16 protein-coding genes are annotated in these 18716 nt (G+C 62.7%); 10 read left to right on the top strand and 6 right to left on the bottom strand.

Going from position 1 to position 18716, the window contains the following annotated elements; translation table 11 throughout:
- Window position 1 precedes the first annotated feature (1 nt).
- A complete protein-coding gene (locus tag R4P64_RS20545) occupies window positions 2-2284 on the top strand; it encodes a carbon starvation CstA family protein (protein ID WP_317822456.1) in 2283 nt (760 codons plus the stop codon).
- A 2-nt stretch (window positions 2285-2286) separates the two neighbouring features.
- A complete protein-coding gene (locus tag R4P64_RS20540) occupies window positions 2287-2481 on the top strand; it encodes a YbdD/YjiX family protein (RefSeq protein ID WP_033234491.1) in 195 nt (64 codons plus the stop codon).
- 7 nt (window positions 2482-2488) lie between these two features.
- Here the strand turns inward: R4P64_RS20540 and R4P64_RS20535 are convergent, their stop codons facing one another.
- Window positions 2489-2893, bottom strand: coding sequence for a hypothetical protein (locus tag R4P64_RS20535; RefSeq protein WP_033234492.1), 405 nt, complete (start codon window positions 2891-2893; stop codon window positions 2489-2491).
- Window positions 2894-3049: 156 nt separating this feature from the next.
- Between R4P64_RS20535 and R4P64_RS20530 the strand changes: the two genes are divergently transcribed.
- Window positions 3050-4246: an AI-2E family transporter gene (locus R4P64_RS20530; protein WP_045069406.1), complete on the top strand. Its 1197-nt coding sequence runs from the start codon at window positions 3050-3052 to the stop codon at window positions 4244-4246.
- On the opposite strand, the gene R4P64_RS20525 is transcribed toward R4P64_RS20530, so the two are convergent.
- Window positions 4247-7225: an SMC family ATPase gene (locus R4P64_RS20525; protein ID WP_317822455.1), complete on the bottom strand. Its 2979-nt coding sequence runs from the start codon at window positions 7223-7225 to the stop codon at window positions 4247-4249.
- Window positions 7222-8397: an exonuclease SbcCD subunit D gene (locus tag R4P64_RS20520; RefSeq protein ID WP_141486268.1), complete on the bottom strand. Its 1176-nt coding sequence runs from the start codon at window positions 8395-8397 to the stop codon at window positions 7222-7224. The genes R4P64_RS20525 and R4P64_RS20520 overlap by 4 nt, the downstream gene beginning before the upstream one ends.
- Window positions 8398-8491: 94 nt before the next feature.
- Between R4P64_RS20520 and R4P64_RS20515 the strand changes: the two genes are divergently transcribed.
- Window positions 8492-9505 (top strand): DUF6542 domain-containing protein, encoded by a 1014-nt coding sequence (locus R4P64_RS20515; protein WP_033234496.1) that lies wholly within the window; start codon window positions 8492-8494, stop codon window positions 9503-9505.
- Window positions 9506-9571: 66 nt separating this feature from the next.
- On the opposite strand, the gene R4P64_RS20510 is transcribed toward R4P64_RS20515, so the two are convergent.
- Window positions 9572-10582: a 4-hydroxy-3-methylbut-2-enyl diphosphate reductase gene (locus tag R4P64_RS20510; protein ID WP_033234497.1), complete on the bottom strand. Its 1011-nt coding sequence runs from the start codon at window positions 10580-10582 to the stop codon at window positions 9572-9574.
- A 109-nt stretch (window positions 10583-10691) separates the two neighbouring features.
- Here R4P64_RS20510 and R4P64_RS20505 point away from each other — a divergent pair, with 109 nt between their 5' ends.
- From R4P64_RS20505 to R4P64_RS20495, 3 genes are read left to right on the top strand one after another with little or no spacing between them, the layout of a single operon-like run.
- A complete protein-coding gene (locus R4P64_RS20505) occupies window positions 10692-11267 on the top strand; it encodes a lipid droplet-associated protein (protein WP_033234498.1) in 576 nt (191 codons plus the stop codon).
- Window positions 11264-12535: an exodeoxyribonuclease VII large subunit gene (gene xseA / locus R4P64_RS20500; protein WP_045069395.1), complete on the top strand. Its 1272-nt coding sequence runs from the start codon at window positions 11264-11266 to the stop codon at window positions 12533-12535. Before R4P64_RS20505 ends, xseA begins: the two co-directional genes overlap by 4 nt.
- On the top strand, window positions 12532-12762 hold the full coding sequence (locus R4P64_RS20495; protein WP_033234500.1) for an exodeoxyribonuclease VII small subunit: 231 nt from the start codon (window positions 12532-12534) through the stop codon (window positions 12760-12762). The genes xseA and R4P64_RS20495 overlap by 4 nt, the downstream gene beginning before the upstream one ends.
- Window positions 12763-12786: 24 nt before the next feature.
- Here the strand turns inward: R4P64_RS20495 and R4P64_RS20490 are convergent, their stop codons facing one another.
- On the bottom strand, window positions 12787-13356 hold the full coding sequence (locus R4P64_RS20490) for a DUF4245 domain-containing protein (RefSeq protein ID WP_033234501.1): 570 nt from the start codon (window positions 13354-13356) through the stop codon (window positions 12787-12789).
- A 180-nt stretch (window positions 13357-13536) separates the two neighbouring features.
- Between R4P64_RS20490 and glpX the strand changes: the two genes are divergently transcribed.
- Both glpX and R4P64_RS20480 read left to right on the top strand, forming a co-directional pair.
- Window positions 13537-14571 (top strand): class II fructose-bisphosphatase, encoded by a 1035-nt coding sequence (gene glpX, locus R4P64_RS20485; protein ID WP_033234502.1) that lies wholly within the window; start codon window positions 13537-13539, stop codon window positions 14569-14571.
- 81 nt (window positions 14572-14652) lie between these two features.
- Window positions 14653-16056: a class II fumarate hydratase gene (locus R4P64_RS20480; RefSeq protein WP_141486270.1), complete on the top strand. Its 1404-nt coding sequence runs from the start codon at window positions 14653-14655 to the stop codon at window positions 16054-16056.
- Between the two features lie 59 nt (window positions 16057-16115).
- Here R4P64_RS20480 and R4P64_RS20475 read toward each other — a convergent pair whose 3' ends face one another.
- Entirely contained in the window at window positions 16116-16817 is a 702-nt protein-coding gene (locus tag R4P64_RS20475; RefSeq protein ID WP_255285230.1) for an NADPH-dependent F420 reductase, read from the bottom strand.
- A 279-nt stretch (window positions 16818-17096) separates the two neighbouring features.
- Between R4P64_RS20475 and R4P64_RS20470 the strand changes: the two genes are divergently transcribed.
- Window positions 17097-18656 carry an RCC1 domain-containing protein gene (locus tag R4P64_RS20470; protein ID WP_141486271.1) on the top strand — a complete coding sequence of 520 codons (1560 nt, stop codon included), beginning with the start codon at window positions 17097-17099 and terminating at the stop codon, window positions 18654-18656.
- Window positions 18657-18716 lie beyond the last annotated feature (60 nt).

Raw genomic sequence — 18716 nt, 5'->3', positions numbered from 1 at the left:
GATGAGCCTGACGACGGCGCCGGAACCGAATGTCGAGTACCTGAAAACAGACCCTGACCTGCCACCCGTCGGCGTGGTGGACCGCACCCCCATCTCACCGACTGCGCGCTTCGTGTTCCTGGTCATCGGACTGGTAGGCGGCCTCGCCTGGTACATGATCGCGATAGTGCGAAACGAACACATCAGCGCCGTCTGGTTCGTGTTGGCCGCAATCTGCACCTACCTGATCGCCTATCGGTTCTACGCGCGGTTGATCGAACGCAAAATCGTCAAACCACGCGACGACGTCGCCACCCCTGCCGAAATCATGGAAAACGGCGCGGACTACATGCCGACGGATCGACGGGTTCTCTTCGGTCACCACTTCGCAGCCATCGCGGGCGCCGGCCCACTGGTCGGTCCGGTCCTGGCCGCGCAAATGGGTTATCTGCCAGGCACTCTGTGGATCATCATCGGAGTCGTCTTTGCCGGTGCCGTACAGGATTTCCTGGTTCTGTGGATCTCGTCCAAACGACGCGGCCGCAGCCTCGGTCAGATGGCTCGTGAAGAACTCGGCCTCGTCGGCGGCGTCGCGGCACTGATCGGCGTTTTTGTCATCATGATCATCCTCATCGCCGTTCTCGGACTTGTGGTTGTCAACGCGCTCGCCGAAAGTCCCTGGGGCGTGTTCTCTATCGCGATGACCATCCCCATCGCACTGTTCATGGGCGTCTACCTGCGTTACCTTCGCCCCGGCAAGGTCTCCGAGGTGTCGCTGATCGGCGTGGTCCTGCTGCTGCTGGCCATCGTCTCCGGCGGCTGGGTCGCCGATACCGGTTGGGGCGCAGACTGGTTCACGCTGTCCAAGGTCACCATCGCGTGGCTGATGATCGCGTACGGATTTGCCGCCTCTGTCCTGCCCGTGTGGCTTCTCCTCGCACCCCGCGACTACCTGTCGACGTTCATGAAGGTCGGCACAATTGCCCTGCTGGCCATCGGAATTCTGGTTGCGCGACCAGCACTGAACATGCCTGCCGTTACGCCATTCGCTTCCAACGGAGAGGGCCCTGCCTTTGCCGGCGCGCTGTTCCCGTTCCTGTTCATCACCATCGCCTGCGGCGCACTCTCGGGGTTCCACGCACTGATCGCGTCGGGAACCACACCGAAGCTGCTGGAGAAGGAAAGCCAGACCAGGATGATCGGCTACGGCGGCATGCTGACCGAATCGTTTGTCGCCATCATGGCCCTGGTTACCGCCTGCATCCTCGATCAGCACCTGTACTTCGCGCTCAACGCTCCCGCCGCACTGACCGGCGGAACACCGGAAACCGCAGCAGAATACGTCAACAACCTGCCCCTCGGAATCGCTCCCATCTCCCCCGACGTCCTGTCTCAGGCAGCTGAGGCCGTCGGAGAGGAATCGATCATCTCGAGAACGGGCGGCGCTCCGACGCTGGCGTTCGGCATGTCCGAAGTCCTCAGCGACGTGTTCGGTGGTGACTCACTGAAATCGTTCTGGTATCACTTCGCGATCATGTTCGAGGCGCTCTTCATTCTCACGACCATTGACGCCGGCACCCGAGTTGCGCGGTTCATGCTCTCGGACTCACTGGGTAACTTCGGCGGTCCCGCAAAGAAGTTCAAGGATCCGTCGTGGCGCATCGGTGCATGGCTCTGCTCGCTGATCGTTGTTGCGGCTTGGGGCGCAATCCTGCTGATGGGCGTCACCGATCCACTCGGCGGCATCAACACGCTCTTCCCCCTGTTCGGAATCGCCAATCAACTACTCGCAGCCATCGCACTGACAGTGGTCATGACGATCGTGATAAAAAAGGGACTGTTCAAGTGGGCCTGGATCCCCGGAGTTCCGTTGGTGTGGGACTTGATCGTCACCATGACGGCGTCGTGGCAGAAGATCTTCTCCGACAATCCGGCAATCGGATACTGGGCTCAGCACAACGTATTCAAGGACGCAAAAGCCGCCGGCGAGACGTCGCACGGCTCCGCGAAGACTCCCGAAGCAATCGACGCCGTCATTCGCAACACGTTCATTCAGGGCACGTTGTCGATCATCTTCGCGTCACTCGTCATCGTCGTGGTGATTGCCGGAATCATCGTGTGCATCAAGGCAATCAGGGCCGGTGGTCTACCCACTACCGAATCCCCCGAGGAACCGTCGAAGATCTTCGGTCCCGCGAGTTTCATCCCGACACCGGCAGAAAAGGAAGTTCAGAAGGAATGGGACGAGCTCATCAAGGCGGGTAAGGTTCGCGCACCCGGCGCCGCACATGCGGGTGGGCACTGATCATGACTGCACACGTCGCAACAACCCTGCGCGGCATCCTGTGGTGGATCCGTTCGGTGATGGGCGATCTGGACTACGCCCGGTACGTCGAACACACACGGCGGAACCACACCGATGCGCCGCTTCTGAGCGAGCGTGAGTTCTGGCGTCGACGTCACGCAGCAGCGGACAGCAATCCTGGTGCCCGCTGCTGCTGACTGACGATCAGGGGCAGGCTGCCTTGGCCAGAGAGTAAATGTGGTCGGCCTGCTCCTGAGTCGGAACAGTTCCGTTGTTTTCCGCCAGAGTGATGATCTCTGCCTTCACTTCTGCCTCGTCGGTGCCCTTCGCGACTTCGTCACACGTTGTCGTCAGGATCTTCTCGATGTCCGCGTCATCACGATCAGCCGCCAACGGCGCGTACGCACCGCGGAACGTTGCCACGAACAGGGCAGATTTTCCCTGATCGATGGCATTGCCCGCTGACTCTTTTGCAGTCTCGAAAGCCTGCTGCCCACTGGTGATCGCGCTGTTGACCTTGTCCTGTGCATCGTTCGTCTGTTCCTCGCTGCACGCGGTGAGACCCAGAACGACGATTGTTGCTGCCACAACTGCTGCTGCAATTCTCATAACGGAAATGGTAGCCGCGCACCGACGCCGCCAGATACCGATCAACCGTTAGCGTCGCGCGTACTGCACCAAATCGGACAGCGTTACGATCAGGCAAGCGAAACCACGTCAATTACATCGGCGGGGAGAACCCCACGCCGACCGAAAGGACGATCAGTGAGCGAGCAAGGCAACGAGGTAGCTGGGCCGGCTCCCGCGCGTACACGCGACCGCGGCGAGATCATCGGACAGGGCGGCCTTTGGCTCGCCAAATGGTCGTTGGTGCTGGCATCCATTTCGATCGGCGCATTGATTTTCGGCTGGCTCGTCGAAAAGCTGTGGGTAATCGTGCTGCCCGTGGCTCTGGCGATTGTCCTTGCGACTGTCATGTGGCCGCCAACTCGCGAAATGGTCAAACGCGGATTACCGCCGGCAGCCGCTGCCGGCATCACCCTGCTCCTGTCGATCGGAGTGCTCGCCGGTGTGATCGCCGGGATCATCCCGTCGGTAGTCGGGCAGGCCCCTGAACTCGCGAACAAGACAACCGAGGGCATCAACCAAGTTCAGGACTGGCTCCAAGGACCGCCGCTGAACTTGCAAGACGATCAGATCGACAACGCCATCCATTCAGTTGTCGCCAAGGTTCAGGAAAGTGGAACCGCTATCGCCTCAGGCGTTTTCAGTGGCGTGAGTACCGCTGGTTCCCTTCTCGTCACCCTTGGCCTCGTTCTGGTCCTGTCGTTCTTCTTCATCAAGGACGGCCCGCGGTTCATCCCGTGGCTCCACGCGGTGGGCGGCGGAAAGGCCGGACGGCACCTCGAAGAAGTTCTGACGCGCATGTGGGACACCCTTGGTGGGTTCATCCGCACCCAGGCTCTGGTGAGTCTGATCGACGCAGTGTTCATCGGCGCCGGACTGTTGATCCTCGGCGTCCCTCTGGCACCTGTGCTCGCGATTCTCACCTTCATCGGTGGCTTCATTCCGATTGTGGGCGCATTTGTTGCCGGCGCCCTTGCGGTGTTGGTTGCGTTGGTAGCCAACGGCCTGACCACGGCGATCATCGTGTTGATCATCATCCTGCTGGTGCAGCAAATCGAAGGAAACGTCCTTCAGCCTGTCCTGCAAAGCAAGTCGATGAAGCTCCATGCCGTTATCGTGCTTCTCGCCGTCGCGGCGGGTAGCTCCCTCTACGGCATCATCGGCGCATTCCTCGCAGTCCCCGTGGCCGCTGTCGCCGCCGTCGTCATCCGCTACATCGGCGAGCAGATCGACGAACGCGCCACCGACAACGAACCTATGCCGAAGGGCGACGCGGCCGACCTGGTCGAGCAGTCCGAGAACGGTGCAAACACCGCCGGAGACCAGAAGGCCTGATCAGCCGGCAATCAGTTCTACCGAGGAGCCTGCACGTCCCCGAATGACGTGCAGGCGACTCGGGATTCGCTGTCGCATTTCGTCGACGTGACTGACTATCCCGACAACACGTCCACCGTCGCGAAGTTCGTCCAGCACACCCATCACCGAGTCGAGTGTGTCTGCATCGAGCGTCCCGAATCCCTCGTCGATGAACATGGTGTCCAGCACAACGCCACCGGATTCAGCCGCGACAACATCGGCAAGCCCCAATGCCAAAGACAGTGACGCCAAGAAGGACTCACCGCCCGACAGCGTTTTTGCCGACCGCACGACGCCCGTGAAATCGTCACGGATATCAAGCCCGAGCCCACCGCGGCGACCACGGGATCCGGCTTCGTCACTGTGAACGAATTCGTATCGTCCACCGGACATTCGACGCAGGCGAACCGACGCGGACAGTGCAACTTCCTCGAGTCGCGACGCCAACACATACGACCGCAATGACATCTTGCGGTTGTTCTGCCCCTTGCCCGCGATCACGTCTGCCAGCGCCGCCAACTCGTCGTGGCGCGCACGCTGCGGCGCGATTGCCTCGTAGGCTTTCTCGAGCTGGCCGTTGAGCCGCTCGAGGTCCGAAACCCGATTCTCGGCCAAGGACGCCGCTGCCACAGCCTCGTTGACCGCCGCCGCACATTCACGCGAAACCAGCGCCGGTCCATCCACGTCCACAGTCGCAACATCAGCCGTTGCAGCAACATCTGGGTCGTCGAGAACTGACCTCGCGGCTACTCTGCGATCACGTGCCCGGGCAACCTCAGCCTCTAGAGCCGCGATGCGTGCCGGCGTCCGAACAGCTGCCAGCGCGGCCGGAGCCGACTCGAAACCAGCGGAGAGTGCTGCATCAACCAGTTTGGCCGACAACTCGGCAGCTCGAGCCTGTGCTCGGGCCGCGTCGTCGCGGGCTTCCGAAGCCGTCACAGCTGCGTTTGCCCAGGTCTCGAACCGGGCCCGCCTGGCGGAGATGCTCGAATCCTCGCCCGCTGCAGAGACAATCGCGGCACGAATCTCCTGCGCTCGCAGCGTCAGAGCAGAGATACGCTCGATGACTGTGGCCGCCTCCGTGGCCAACGCTGCGGACTCCTGCTCGAGTGTGTTGTCGCGGCCGCTGAGTTCCGCTGCCTTTGCAGCCAGATCGGCTGCCCGACGCGCCATGGATGTTGCACTCTCGAGCGCCGCTTGTGCCCACTCTCGCACTGCCTCGAGTTCCGTGACATCACCGTCGCCGCCGCGGGCGATCAAACGCTCGATCTCCAACGCCAGAGCGCTCTCCTGCTCGAGAACGACCGTCAAAGCACCTTCTGCGGCGCGTTCGAGAACTGCGGCTTTCTCTACGTCCACCTCGGTCACGGTGTCGGTTCCGGGCTGCGCCAGAGCGGGATGTTCCGGAGAACCACACACCTGGCACGCATCACCCGGTTTCAGTGAACCGGCCAGTTCCGCCGCCATTCCCTCGATACGCGTTTGCACGCGATCAAGCCAGCGACCGCGCGCCGCTTGATGTGCGTCCCGCGCATCAAGCACTGTGGCGCGCATTGCCTCGGCCCTTGCCCGCACACCAACGATGTCGCGCGCAGCCGAAGCACTGTCCGCCGCCGCTGCGTAGGCAGCTCGAAGGCCCGGCAACGACGCTTCGCAGCGCTGCGCATCGGCGAGTTCCGATGCGGCAGAGCTCAATTGTTCCGGCAGCTGCGCGCGCTGGCGGGCGATATCCTCGGTACGGGCGATCATCTTGGCGTGCCGCGCCGACAGTGTGCCGATCTCCGACTCCGCCGCATCCGCGATCCGCGCCTGCTCGGCCACCGAATCCAGTCGCACGATCTCGTCTCGCCAGTCTCGGACCTGGGCCAAGACCTCGCCGCGTTCACCGTCTCGCGCCGGCCACCCTCCCCCACCGAAGATGTCGGGACCGCCGTGCTCGGAGTAGAGCGTCACCGCCTTCTCAGCCTGTGCGAGTGCCGACGCCATTGCCCGTTGCGCCGAATCCGAATCCTGAGAGATTACCGAAACCGGTTGCGCCCGTGTGGCTGTAGCCAACTCGTCTGCAATGACCGCCAGGTCTGCCGACCCCTCGTCCAGTGCAATGATCTCTGCGCGCGCACGGTCTCGACGGCGCACCAAATCCGCAGTACGCTCGGCAATCCCGAGAATTCGGTTTGCCTCCGCTGCAGCAGCTTTGGACTTCTCGAGTACTCCGTTTGCCAGATCGCGGCCGTCTTGCGCCTCCGCGAGCAACTTGCGCGACCATTCGAGCGGATGCGCTTCCGCTCCCACTTCCAAACCCGCCGCAGTCTCGACGCGCGCAAGTAAGACCTGCACGGCCTGCTCTTTGTCGGCGAGAGCGCTGGCACTGGCTTTCTTCTTCTCGTCGAACCACGCCTCGACCGACACAAATTTCTTGGTGTCGAACAGTCGCTCGAGCAGCTTGCCGCGCTCCTCGTTCTCGGCGCGAAGGAATTTGGCGAACTCCCCTTGTGGGAGCAGAACAACCTGGAAGAACTGATCGGCGCTCATTCCCATCAGTCGGTTGATCTCGTCGCCGATATCCGGAATTCGCGAGAGGTTCTCGCCGCGGCCGTCGAGCCACGTCAGAGTTGCCTTGGCGTTCTCGACGATCGAACCGGATCCACGTTTTTTCGGACGCGAAAACTCGGGACTACGAACAAGTTTGAGGCGTCGACCGCTGATGGTCGCTTCGAGCGTCACCTGCGGTACGGACCCGACCGGAGCATGATCGGACAGCAGCCGCTTGCCCTCGTTTCGAGCACCGGGCACGCGGCCGTACAACGCAAAGGCCACGGCGTCGAGGACAGTGGTTTTGCCCGCGCCGGTATCACCGTGCAACAGGAAAAGTCCGTCGGCCCCCAGCCTGTCGAAATCGACCGTGACGGTGTCAGCGAACGGGCCGAAGGCCCTGACCTCGAGCGTATGAAGTCTCACGCGCTCACGCCCAGTTCAGCTGTGGCTTCGTCGGCTCGATCAGCCGAACCGAGTGCAGCTTCCATCAGAGAGATTTCGCCCTCGGTAGGCTCGCTGCGGACCGCGGAAACAAACCCCCGGGCGATTTCGATATCGTCTCGACCACGCACTGCGTCGCGGTATTTGAGTTCCGAATTACCTTCTGGCCGCTGCCATTCGAGATGGACGGCAAACGGGAACCTCGTGTGCAACGCGCGCATCGCATCGATCGGGCGAACCTGATCGGTAAGCAGCGCCGAGACGTAACAATCCTCGGCATCGTCGTAATCCGACGAGCTCAGCAACACCTCGAGGGTGCCCGTCAACTGTCGCAATCCCCGAACAATCGGAAGATCGAGACGCGACGTCGAGACGAGGCCGCTGCCGTCGAGTTCAACCAACAACGCCGCTTTCCTATGGCTGCGCTCACCGAACGAGTACGGCAACGGCGAACCTGAATACCAGACCCGCTCCGACAACATCTGCGGCGAATGGAGATGCCCCAACGCGACGTAATCGACACCGTCGAACTCCGCTGCCGACACCGTCTCGACGCCACCCACAGAAATGGAACGCTCCTCACCCGTCGCCTCGCCGCCGACTACAAAGGCATGTGCCAAAAGCACCGACCGGGTTTTCGGGTCGCTCTCTTGCCGACCCGTCAGGTCTGCCCGCACCCGGGCCATAGCGGCCCCGAGAACGTCCGAGTGGCTACGCGCACGGGGCACATCCAACTCGACTCTCGTAATCTCCGGTTCGAGATACGGAATTCCGTAGAACACCACGGGGCCGAACTCGTCCTCGACCACAACCGGTGAATCGACCTGACCAACTCGAGTGATCAGATGCAGCCCGCCGGCCGCGGCAAACGACGCACCGGCACCCAAGCGCACGGCCGAATCATGATTGCCGGACGTGGCGACGATGATCGCCCCGGCATCACGAATGGCCTCGAACCCTCGATTGCACACCGTGACCGCGTCGGAACTGGGAATGGAGCGATCGTAGATATCCCCCGGAACAACCACGACGTCCACGCCGTGCTCACGGACCAGAGCCGCAATGGTGTTCAACACACTCGCCTGATCGGCCAACAAGTCCACACCATGGAAAGTGCGACCTATGTGCCAATCAGACGTGTGCAGGATCTTCATTCCAGTGACGGTAGAGGACCCCACCGACAGATAAACCCGAAGCCACGACCGGCACAAACACTGCTCACACCGAGAAAGCGGCTAATGTCAATGTGTGTCTGCAACCCAACGTGCTCGCTCCGGGGTACCGCTGGACAAACGATCTCTGGTCGTCACAGTCCCCGGCCTGCCCTGGTGGGGAGTCATTCTGCTCGCTGCCGGAGTCACTTCGATCGGTGTCCTGATCGATGCATCCGGCGGTGGCGGCGAGCTGACCTCCGTCTTCTCGACGTTCTACTTCCTCGGTTGCCTGTTCGCCGTGGTTGCCGCCGCAAACAAGTCACTGTTCACGGCGATGGCGCAGCCCCCGCTCCTGCTTCTGGTCGCGGTACCGGTTGCTCAGACCCTGATCGGCAAGGAAAACAGCACTTCACTCCGCGACATTGCCATCAACATCGCATACCCGCTGGTAGACCGCTTCCCCGTCATGCTGGCTACCAGCATCGTGGTCCTGATTATCGGCTGCCTGCGTTACTTCCTGCTGCAGCAGCGTCCGACGGGTCCGGTTCGATCCACCCGAACCCGGCGCGACACGCCGCCGGCCAAGAGCTCACGTAGTACGGGCGACGATTCTGCGCAACGTCGTCGCCGTCGGCCGGAACCGAGCCGACCGGATGCCGCAGAGGCAACGGACCTGATCCCGCCGCAACCCCGGCGACGCGAGGCCGATCGCCCGGCGTACAGCGAACGTCCCGTCTACAACGAGCGGCCGTCGTACCGCCCGGCTGCCGCGCCTGATCGCACACCACCGCGTCGTAGCTCCACTCCCGTCGACCACGATCGCTACCAACCAGACCACGATCGCTACCAACCGCCGCGACGCAACCAACCGGTCAGCGAGCGGAGCGACTCCCCTTCGTACGGCGAGCGCCGCGAGTACCCGTCGTATGGAGAGCGTCGTACCACTGAAGCCGGTCGCCCCTCCGAAGAACGCATGGAACCGTTCTTTGCCTCGGGCGGGGCCGACGACGTGCCGCTCCCCCCGCGTCGGCGCCCAGCGGGCGCGGACCTGCCGGCCTACCCGGCTCCGCGCGTGCGTTACCGCGACCGCGACGAAACGCCGACCTGACGCACTTGTACCAAACGAAAAACCCCGAACCTGTGTGTGCTAGTTCGGGGTTTTTCGTAGCGACTACTAGGTGCGAGCTGCTCGCAGCTCGCGCGGGAGCGCAAACACCAGCGTCTCGTTGGCTGTGGTCACCGACTGCACATCCTTGAAACCATGATCTGCCAGCAGGTCGATCACTCCGCGAACCAGCACCTCCGGGACGGAAGCGCCGGACGTGATTCCGACCGTCTCGACGCCCTCGAGCCAGCTCAGATCAACTTCGCGGGCATAGTCGACCAGGTACGACGCCCGGGCGCCCGCACCGAGTGCGACCTCGACCAACCGAACCGAGTTCGAGGAGTTGCGCGAGCCGACCACGATCACCAGATCGCATTCGGGCGCCATGGCCTTGACCGCGACCTGACGGTTCTGCGTCGCGTAGCAGATGTCGTCGGACGGCGGATCCTGCAGATTCGGGAAGCGATCTCGCAGACGAGCGACAGTCTGCATCGTCTCGTCGACGCTCAACGTGGTCTGCGACAGCCAGATCACTTTGTTCTCGTCGCGGACAGTGACCGCATCCACAGAGTCGGGGCCGTCGACGATCGTGACGTGGTTGGGTGCCTCACCTGCGGTGCCTTCGACTTCCTCATGGCCTTCGTGGCCGATGAGCAGGATGTCGTAGTCGTCTCGTGCAAACCGCTTTGCTTCCTGGTGCACCTTGGTGACCAGTGGGCACGTCGCGTCGATGGTGCGCAGATTGCGTTCGGCAGCCGATTCGTGGACGGCCGGTGAGACGCCGTGCGCGGAGAAGACCAGAAGGGAACCCTCGGGAACCTCGTCGGTTTCGTCGACGAAGATCACTCCCTGATCTTCCAACGTCTCGACGACGTGACGGTTGTGAACAATTTCCTTGCGCACGTAGATGGGCGCGCCATGCTTTTCCAGCGCCTTTTCGACGGTCTCCACCGCCCGGTCGACGCCGGCGCAGTAACCGCGTGGCTCAGCGAGAAGTACCCGCTTGCCTGTGCCCTTGCGAATGGACGCCGAATCCGCGGAGTGCGCGATACCGAGATTGAGAGGAACAGCCGAAGACATGGCACCAGCCTACTGGCAGCTTCCTTGTGCAACACTTCGGCGAAGGTCTACCTCCGCGCTAGCGCCGAGTCGGCTACCGATTGTCGGTGCTTTACGGCAAGCTGTTGGAATGATTCGACCCCCGTTCGTGGCACGTGTGGCTGCAGGACTCGCCGTCACCGCGTTGGAAGAAGCCAAGAAGCTTCCGGAAACCGCAGTCGCCCTGCCCATGACCGCCGTCAGTCAGATGCTCCAGACGAGCATGCGGCTACAGCAGTCCATCACGTCGCTCGCAATCAAGGGCGATCAGGCGTTTGCGCTGCTCAGCTGGTCCGGCGACGACGAGCAGCCGGAGTGGGCCGTTTTCGACGAGGACGTGAAGCCGTCGTCGCCGAAGACTCGGGAGAGCCCGACCAACGCCGGACGGTTCGCTCTCTACTCGGTCGATCCCACAGCTGATACCGCGCCCCAACCGGACGCGGAGGCTGATCTCGACAGTGATACCGATAACACTGCTGCGTCGGAACCGCCCATTGTTGCCGAACTGGACTACGCCAACCTCACGCTCGCGGAGCTGCGTGCCCGCATCAAGTCGTTGAGCGTAGAGAACCTGACGACGCTGCTCGACTACGAGAACGCAACTCGTTCGCGCGCGCCGTACGTCACCATGTTGACCAACCGCATCACCACAGCCAAGGCAAAGTGACTTCCGCCCAGCGTCCGCCCGCACAGCAACGCCCGACAGGTTCGGGTGCCAGCTCCCCCGAACAACCGTGGCCGGTTCGTACCGTCTCGGCCAAGGTCGCAGGATGGATCGACCGTCTCGGCAGCATTTGGGTCGAGGGCCAGATCACCCAGATCAATGCGCGCCCCGGCACCCGGACGGCGTTTCTGGTTCTTCGTGATCCGTCGGCCGACATGTCGTTGTCCGTGACGTGCTCACCGCAACTACTGCACAACTCTCCCGTCCCGTTGACGGAAGGTTCTCGGGTAGTGATGTTCGGGAAGCTCTCGTTCTACACCGGACGCGGCACCGTCTCGCTGCGCGTAACCGAGATCCGGGCCGTCGGCATCGGTGAACTGCTCGCGCGCATCGAACGACTACGCGCACTGCTTGCCGCCGAGGGGCTGTTCGATCCCCGGCTCAAGCGTCCGCTGCCGTTCCTGCCCGGGACAATCGGGCTGATCACCGGACGAGCCAGTGCTGCCGAGAAGGACGTCGTGTCCGTCGCCCATCGTCGCTGGCCCGCTGTCGCAATTGCAGTGCGCAACACCGCAGTTCAAGGTCCGACAGCCGTGCCTCAGATCATCGAGGCGTTGAAGGATCTCGACGCGAACCCCGAAGTCGATGTCATCATCCTCGCGCGCGGCGGCGGAAGCGTCGAAGATCTGCTTCCGTTCTCCGACGAAGCATTGTGCCGGGCCATCGTCGCCTGTACGACTCCTGTCGTCAGCGCAATCGGCCACGAACCCGACAGTCCGTTGAGCGACCACGTCGCCGACCTTCGCGCCGCCACCCCTACCGATGCTGCCAAGCGGGTAGTTCCCGACGCCGTTGCGGAAGCAGCGCTGGTCTCCGAACTCCGCGATCGCAGTGCCGCAGCGCTACGCAGCTGGGTCAAGCGCGAGTCTCATCTCATCGAGCAACTGCGCACCCGCCCCGTGATGGCGTCGCCGCTACTGGCCATCGACCGTCGGGCCGAGGAAATCGAACGACTGCAAGCCGCAGGCCGACGCGATGTCACCAGGCTGATCGACTCCGAATCACGAACCGTCGAGCACTTGCGGGCACGCCTGACAACTCTTGGTCCGGCAGCCACACTGGCCCGGGGCTATGCCGTGGTGCAGCGCATCATCGCCGACGGAGATCCGGAAGTGCTGCGCTCGGTCGAGGATGCGCCGCCCGGCACTCAGATACGAGTTCGACTTGCAGACGGCGCTGTTCGCGCCGCAGTAATGGGAAGAGAAAAATGAGCAACGCCGAGAACAACCCCGCAGACGTCGACATCAGCGAACTCGGGTACGAAGCTGCCCGCGACGAACTGGTGGGCGTCGTGAAGATCCTCGAGCAGGGCGGTCTGGACCTCGACGCCTCGTTGGCCCTGTGGGAGCGTGGCGAAGCGCTCGCCAAGCGCTGTGAGGAGCACCTGGCGGGCGCTAGGGCTCGTGTGGAGACGGCACTGTCCGGGTCGGACGAGTAGAGGCTGTCCGGGTCGGACGAGTAGCTAGGGAACGATCGGCTCGGCCTGGCCGGCGTTGCGCGCCAAGGTCGTGAAGTCCTCGGCCGGAGCGGCGCCGGTGATCAGGAGACGAACTCCGTCGACGTCGGTAACCCAGATCGACTCGACGCCCTCGCCGCCGAAGACGTTCCAGGTATGGCCGTCGATGTCCTCGACACCCGTCGCGAAACGCTGTCCGCCTGCTACGTAGGACACCAGGGGGAATTCTTCGGCATTGCTCTGCGTCAGCTGAATGTAGCTACCGTTGGTCGTGATGAATCCCACAGTGCTGGAATCGCCGCCGCCGTCGCCGGTGATCACTTTCCGACTACCCGAGTTCGGGGTCCAGCCCTCGGGAACTACAGGTTTGCGGATCGGGAAACCCAGTTCCTTGGCGTCGTAGTTCAGCGCTGCGTCGATGTCGACGCTCGGGATCGGCCCCTGGGTGGGGCCTCCGGGGCTGAACGTGCACTGGCTGGCGATGCCCGCGATGATGATGCAAAACAGCACCAGCGGTACGAGAGACCAGACCATGTCTTTGTTGTCTTCGAGAATGCGGGGTTTCTTCGATGCCACACTCCCAGTATCCAGGTACCGGCCGCTTGTAACGATTCCCGGTACCCCTAAGCGTGACAAATCACCACGCCCCTGACCCAGCAGCGCACACAGTGGCTCCCATCTGGGACAATCACGCCTGTAGAAACCACTTGCGTCGACACACCCCGTCGACCGCGACCGCGCCAGGAGGCACCGCACATGACGGCCAGCAGCATTCATCGTGAGACCCCGGACCGTAACCTTGCTCTCGAATTGGTCCGAGTCACCGAAGCCGGCGCGATGGCTGCAGGTCGCTGGGTAGGACGCGGCGACAAGGAAGGCGGCGACGGAGCTGCCGTCGACGCGATGCGTCAGCTCGTTTCTTCGGTGTCCATGCGCGGCATCGTTGTGATCGGCGAAGGCGAGAAGGACGAAGCGCCGATGCTGTTCAACGGCGAAGAGGTCGGCAACGGCGACGGCCCGGACTGCGACTTCGCTGTCGATCCGGTTGACGGAACCACGCTGATGTCCAAGGGCATGCCCAACGCCATCTCGGTGTTGGCTGTTGCCGAGCGCGGCGCGATGTTCGATCCGTCTGCTGTGTTCTACATGGAGAAGATCGCTGTCGGACCGGACGCTGCAGATGTCATCGACATCAGCGCGCCGATCGCCGAGAACATCAAGCGCGTCGCCAAGGTCAAGAAGGCGTCGGTCTCCGACATCACGATCTGCATCCTGGACCGTCCTCGCCACAACCAGCTGATCCAGGACGTTCGCGACACGGGCGCTCGTATCCGCCTGATCTCCGACGGTGACGTTGCCGGCGCTATCGCCGCAGCGCGTCCGGAGTCCGGCACCGACATGCTCGTCGGCATCGGCGGCACCCCTGAGGGCATCATCGCCGCTGCGGCCATGCGCTGCATGGGCGGATCGTTGCAGGGCAAGCTGGCTCCCACCGACGACGAAGAGCGTCAGAAGGCCATCGACGCCGGTCACGATCTCGATCGCATCCTGACCACCGAAGATCTGGTCTCGGGCGAGAACGTCTTCTTCTGCGCCACCGGCGTCACCGACGGTGACCTGCTGCGCGGTGTCCGCTACTACGGCGGCGGCGCCAGTACGCAGTCCATCGTGATGCGCAGCAAGTCCGGCACCGTCCGCATGATCGACGCGTACCACCGCCTCGAGAAGCTCCGCGAGTACAGCTCGGTGGACTTCGACGGCGAAGAGGGCGCGGTTCCGCCGACGTTCTGACAGGCTCCGCCCTGTGCGCCTTTCTGGTAGTCACCGCTACCAAAAAGGCGCACAGGGGCCGAAGGCCCCTACTCTGGAACCATGACGGAAAGCAACGAACAGCAGTTCCGGATCGAACACGACACCATGGGTGAAGTTCGGGTGCCCATCGACGCACTGTGGCGAGCGCAAACCCAACGCGCAGTCGAGAATTTCCCGATCAGCGGCCGACCTCTCGAACGCACTCAGATTCGTGCGATGGGCCTTCTCAAAGCCGCGTGTGCGCAGGTCAACAAAGATCTTGGCCTGCTCGACGCGGACAAGGCCGATGCCATCATCTCGGCAGCCAATGAAATCGCCGACGGCAAGCACGACGATCAGTTCCCCATCGATGTCTTTCAGACCGGTTCCGGCACCAGTTCCAACATGAACGCCAACGAGGTCATCGCGTCGATCTCACAGGCCAACGACGTGGATGTGCATCCGAACGATCACGTCAACATGTCACAGTCCTCCAACGACACCTTCCCGACGGCCACGCACGTCGCAGCGACGGAAGCCGCCGTCACGGATCTTGTTCCGGCTCTGGAGCATTTGCACGCTGCACTCGCCGCGAAGTCCGCGGAGTGGAAGTCCGTCGTCAAGTCCGGACGCACCCACCTGATGGACGCAGTTCCGGTGACCCTCGGCCAGGAGTTCGGCGGTTACGCCCGCCAGATCGAGGCAGGCATCGAACGAATCAAGGCAACGCTCCCCCGACTCGGCGAACTACCGATCGGCGGCACCGCAGTAGGTACCGGACTCAACGCGCCGGACGGATTCGGGCCCAAAGTTGTTGCAGAACTGGTCAAGTCGACAGGCATCGACGCATTGACCCCGGCAAAGAACAGCTTCGAGGCGCAGGCTGCCCGCGACGGACTGGTGGAAGCGTCAGGCGCCCTGCGCACCATCGCGGTCTCTCTGACGAAGATCGCCAACGATATTCGCTGGATGGGTTCGGGACCGTTGACGGGCCTCGGCGAGATAGCGCTCCCCGACTTGCAGCCGGGTAGCTCGATCATGCCGGGCAAGGTCAATCCGGTTCTGCCGGAGGCTGTTACGCAGGTAGCCGCACAGGTGATCGGAAACGACGCAGCCATCGCGTGGGGCGGCGCTGCCGGCGCTTTCGAACTCAACGTCTACATCCCGATGATGGCACGTAATCTACTCGAGTCATTCACGTTGCTGGCCAACGTTTCTCGGTTGTTCGCGGACAAGTGTGTCAGCGGTTTGGTTGCGCACGAGGAACACCTCAAGACCCTTGCCGAATCCTCGCCGTCCATCGTGACGCCACTCAACTCGGCTATCGGATACGAGGAAGCCGCGTCCGTTGCCAAGCAAGCATTGAAGGAGAAAAAGACGATTCGGCAGGTTGTGCTCGAGCGCGGACTGGTTCCGGACAAGCTCAGCGAAGCCGAACTCGACAAACGCCTCGACGTTCTCGCGATGGCGAAGGTCAAGGACTAACCCACCGGCCTCGCGGCGGCTCCGCATTCGGGAACCGCCGCGAGGCACAGGTCAGTCAGTCACTCCGCGACAGCTCGCCACTCGTCCGTGCGCTCGGGAGTTGCCTCCGCCAGCGCCTTCAACGTAGCGTCGCGACCAAAATCCTTGCCGTAGACCGGAGTTCCCGGCTGCTGGCGCCAGGAGTCTTCGATGGTGCCCGCGTCGACGGGGTCGAAGCCGAGCTGATTGATCAGGTCGAAGACAACCTGCTTCTTCAGCTCGTCGTCACCGGCGATGGGGAGCGCGATGCGGCCGCTCGACCCTTCCGGTAGACCCTTCTCGAGCAGGTGCTTCCACCAGATTCCGTTGAATGCCTTGAAGACCGGAACTCCGAGGCGCTCTTGCACCCAATCGCTTTCTGCCTGACCGTCTTCGATTGCGGCGATCAATCCGTCTCGCTGCTGCGGGTAGTAGTTGTTGGTCTCGATCACCGGAGCGCCGTCGGCAGCGCCCGCGAGAATGCCGGCGGGAAGGTCCACGACGTTCTTCTGCGGGATGCTCACGATCACCAGGTCTGCACCTTCGGCGGCTTCGGTGTTCAGTACCGCTTTTGCACCGGTTTCCGCCTCGAGGTCTGCCAGAGTGTCGGGCGTCCGAGAGTTCGAGACGCGCACGTCGTGACCAAGCGCGGTCAGCCTGCGGGTAAGCGTTCCACCGATCTGACCAGCTCCGATTATTCCGATGCGCATATTCTTGTGCTCCTTCGTCGAGTGTCGCGACACTCCGCGACTGCTGCATGCCTCAACAACGGATCACCGCGGGCTAATTCCGCACCGGCACATTCAATTCGCACTGATTCAAATGCTTGCCTTGGGCCGCGTGGGGCGCGCTGTTCACAGCTCGGCACAAGAAGGCCATTTTCGGCCATCAATGCCCTCTGGCCTAAAATGGCCAGCAAAAATGGGCGTTTTGTGCCTCCCCGCCCGTTATCGTCACTGCGTGGTCACTAACCGTGGCCGCACCGCCCTCCCGGCGGAATCCGCCAGGAAAGGCACACCACGATGGCACCACTCGATCACCGTCACAGACCTCACCGAGGCAGACGACTGCGAGGGCTCACCGCTCTCATTGCCGCTGGAGCACTCGCCCTCGCCGCTGCGACCACTGCCGCGGCGGAAGGTGTGCCGGTCACCGATCCCGGCACAATCACAGGTTGGGGCTACGGGGTAGGGGGAAACAACGACAACGGGCAGCTCGACAACTTCCCGGCGGGAGGCGGTTACACCGCCATCGCGGCCGGCTACTCCCATTCGTTGGCGTTGACCGCCGACGGCTCCATCGTGGGGTGGGGGAACAACAATGACGGTCAACTCGACAACATCCCGGCCGGCAGCGGCTACAAAGCCATCGCCGTCGGCGCCTTTCATTCAGTGGCCTTAACCGCCGACGGCACCATCGTGGCTTGGGGAGCCAGCAGCCTCGGGCAACTCGCTAACATCCCAGTTGGTAACGGCTACAAAGCCATCGCGGCCGGCGGTTACCATTCGTTGGCGTTGACCGCCGACGGCACCGTCGTGGGCTGGGGTTACAACTACTGGAAACAGGCCGACACGCTTCCTGGCAACGGCTATAAAGCCATCGCAGCCGGCAGCCTTCATTCGTTGGCGTTGACCGCCGACGGCGCCATCGTCGGCTGGGGATACAACTACGAAGGTCAGACCAACACTCCGACCGGTAACGGCTACACCACTATTGCTTCAGGAGGTTTCCATGGGTTGGCGTTGACCGCCGACGGCACGATCACAACCTGGGGACAAAGTGGCAACGGGTTAGGCACCGTCCCAAGGGGCAACGGCTACACCGCCATCGGTGGCGGCGACTTCCATTCACTGGCTTTGACTGCCGACGGCACCATCGCAGAATGGGGAAGCAGCGGTGGTGGGCAGCTTCCCGCCCCGACCGGTACCGGCTACACCGCCATCGCCGGCGGCGGCAACCGTTCATTGGCATTGAAAACTGCAACTGCTTCTGCGTTCACCGATGCGGGCCCCGTCACCGTAAACGGTATTGCCGGAACAGCAATCTCCCACGCGTTCACCACCACCGGAAACCCCACCCCCGTTGTCACCGCCACCGGACTCCCGGCCGGACTCACGCTCAGTGAAACTGGGGCTCTGACCGGAACACCCACCACCGAAGGATCGTTCCCCTTCACGGTCAGCGCCACCAACGGCGTCGGAAACCCGGCAACGCTCAACGCCACCCTCATCGTCGCAGCAGCACCCGCCGCCCCGATGTTCACCGATGCCGGACCCGTGACGCTCGATGCTGTTGCCGGAACAGCACTTACCCGTGAATTCACCGTCACCGGTAACCCTGCCCCCACCATCACAGTGATCGACCCGGCAAAACTGCCCACCGGCATGGTTTTCACTAACGGAACACTGTCCGGAACACCCGCCGCTGCAGGCTCTTACACGTTCACCCTCAACGCCACCAACGGCGTCAATCCCGACCTGACCCTTGTCGTTACCGTCAATGTCGCCGAGGCCCCGATCACACCCGAACAACCCACCACAGGATCCCTGGGATCACTCGAGTTCACCGGATTCGGTAGCTGACCTCACGGGATCTCCCAGATAGTCGATCGAACAGAACCATCCCGAGCCATATTCGACGGA

This window comes from Rhodococcus sp. IEGM 1366 (assembly GCF_033142425.1).
Classification (GTDB): Bacteria; Actinomycetota; Actinomycetes; order Mycobacteriales; family Mycobacteriaceae; genus Rhodococcus_F; species Rhodococcus_F globerula.
This window is presented reverse-complemented; position numbering and strand designations above follow the sequence as displayed.

Bases quoted from the DNA above. Each gene is read 5' to 3' on its own strand.
- R4P64_RS20545 (WP_317822456.1), top strand. From the start codon at position 2: ATGAGCCTGACGACGGCGCCGGAACCGAATGTCGAGTACCTGAAAACA.
- R4P64_RS20540 (WP_033234491.1), top strand. From the start codon at position 2,287: ATGACTGCACACGTCGCAACAACCCTGCGCGGCATCCTGTGGTGGATC.
- R4P64_RS20535 (WP_033234492.1), bottom strand. From the start codon at position 2,893: ATGAGAATTGCAGCAGCAGTTGTGGCAGCAACAATCGTCGTTCTGGGT.
- R4P64_RS20520 (WP_141486268.1), bottom strand. From the start codon at position 8,397: ATGAAGATCCTGCACACGTCTGATTGGCACATAGGTCGCACTTTCCAT.
- R4P64_RS20510 (WP_033234497.1), bottom strand. From the start codon at position 10,582: ATGTCTTCGGCTGTTCCTCTCAATCTCGGTATCGCGCACTCCGCGGAT.
- R4P64_RS20505 (WP_033234498.1), top strand. From the start codon at position 10,692: ATGATTCGACCCCCGTTCGTGGCACGTGTGGCTGCAGGACTCGCCGTC.
- R4P64_RS20495 (WP_033234500.1), top strand. From the start codon at position 12,532: ATGAGCAACGCCGAGAACAACCCCGCAGACGTCGACATCAGCGAACTC.
- glpX (WP_033234502.1), top strand. From the start codon at position 13,537: ATGACGGCCAGCAGCATTCATCGTGAGACCCCGGACCGTAACCTTGCT.
- R4P64_RS20480 (WP_141486270.1), top strand. From the start codon at position 14,653: ATGACGGAAAGCAACGAACAGCAGTTCCGGATCGAACACGACACCATG.
- R4P64_RS20470 (WP_141486271.1), top strand. From the start codon at position 17,097: ATGGCACCACTCGATCACCGTCACAGACCTCACCGAGGCAGACGACTG.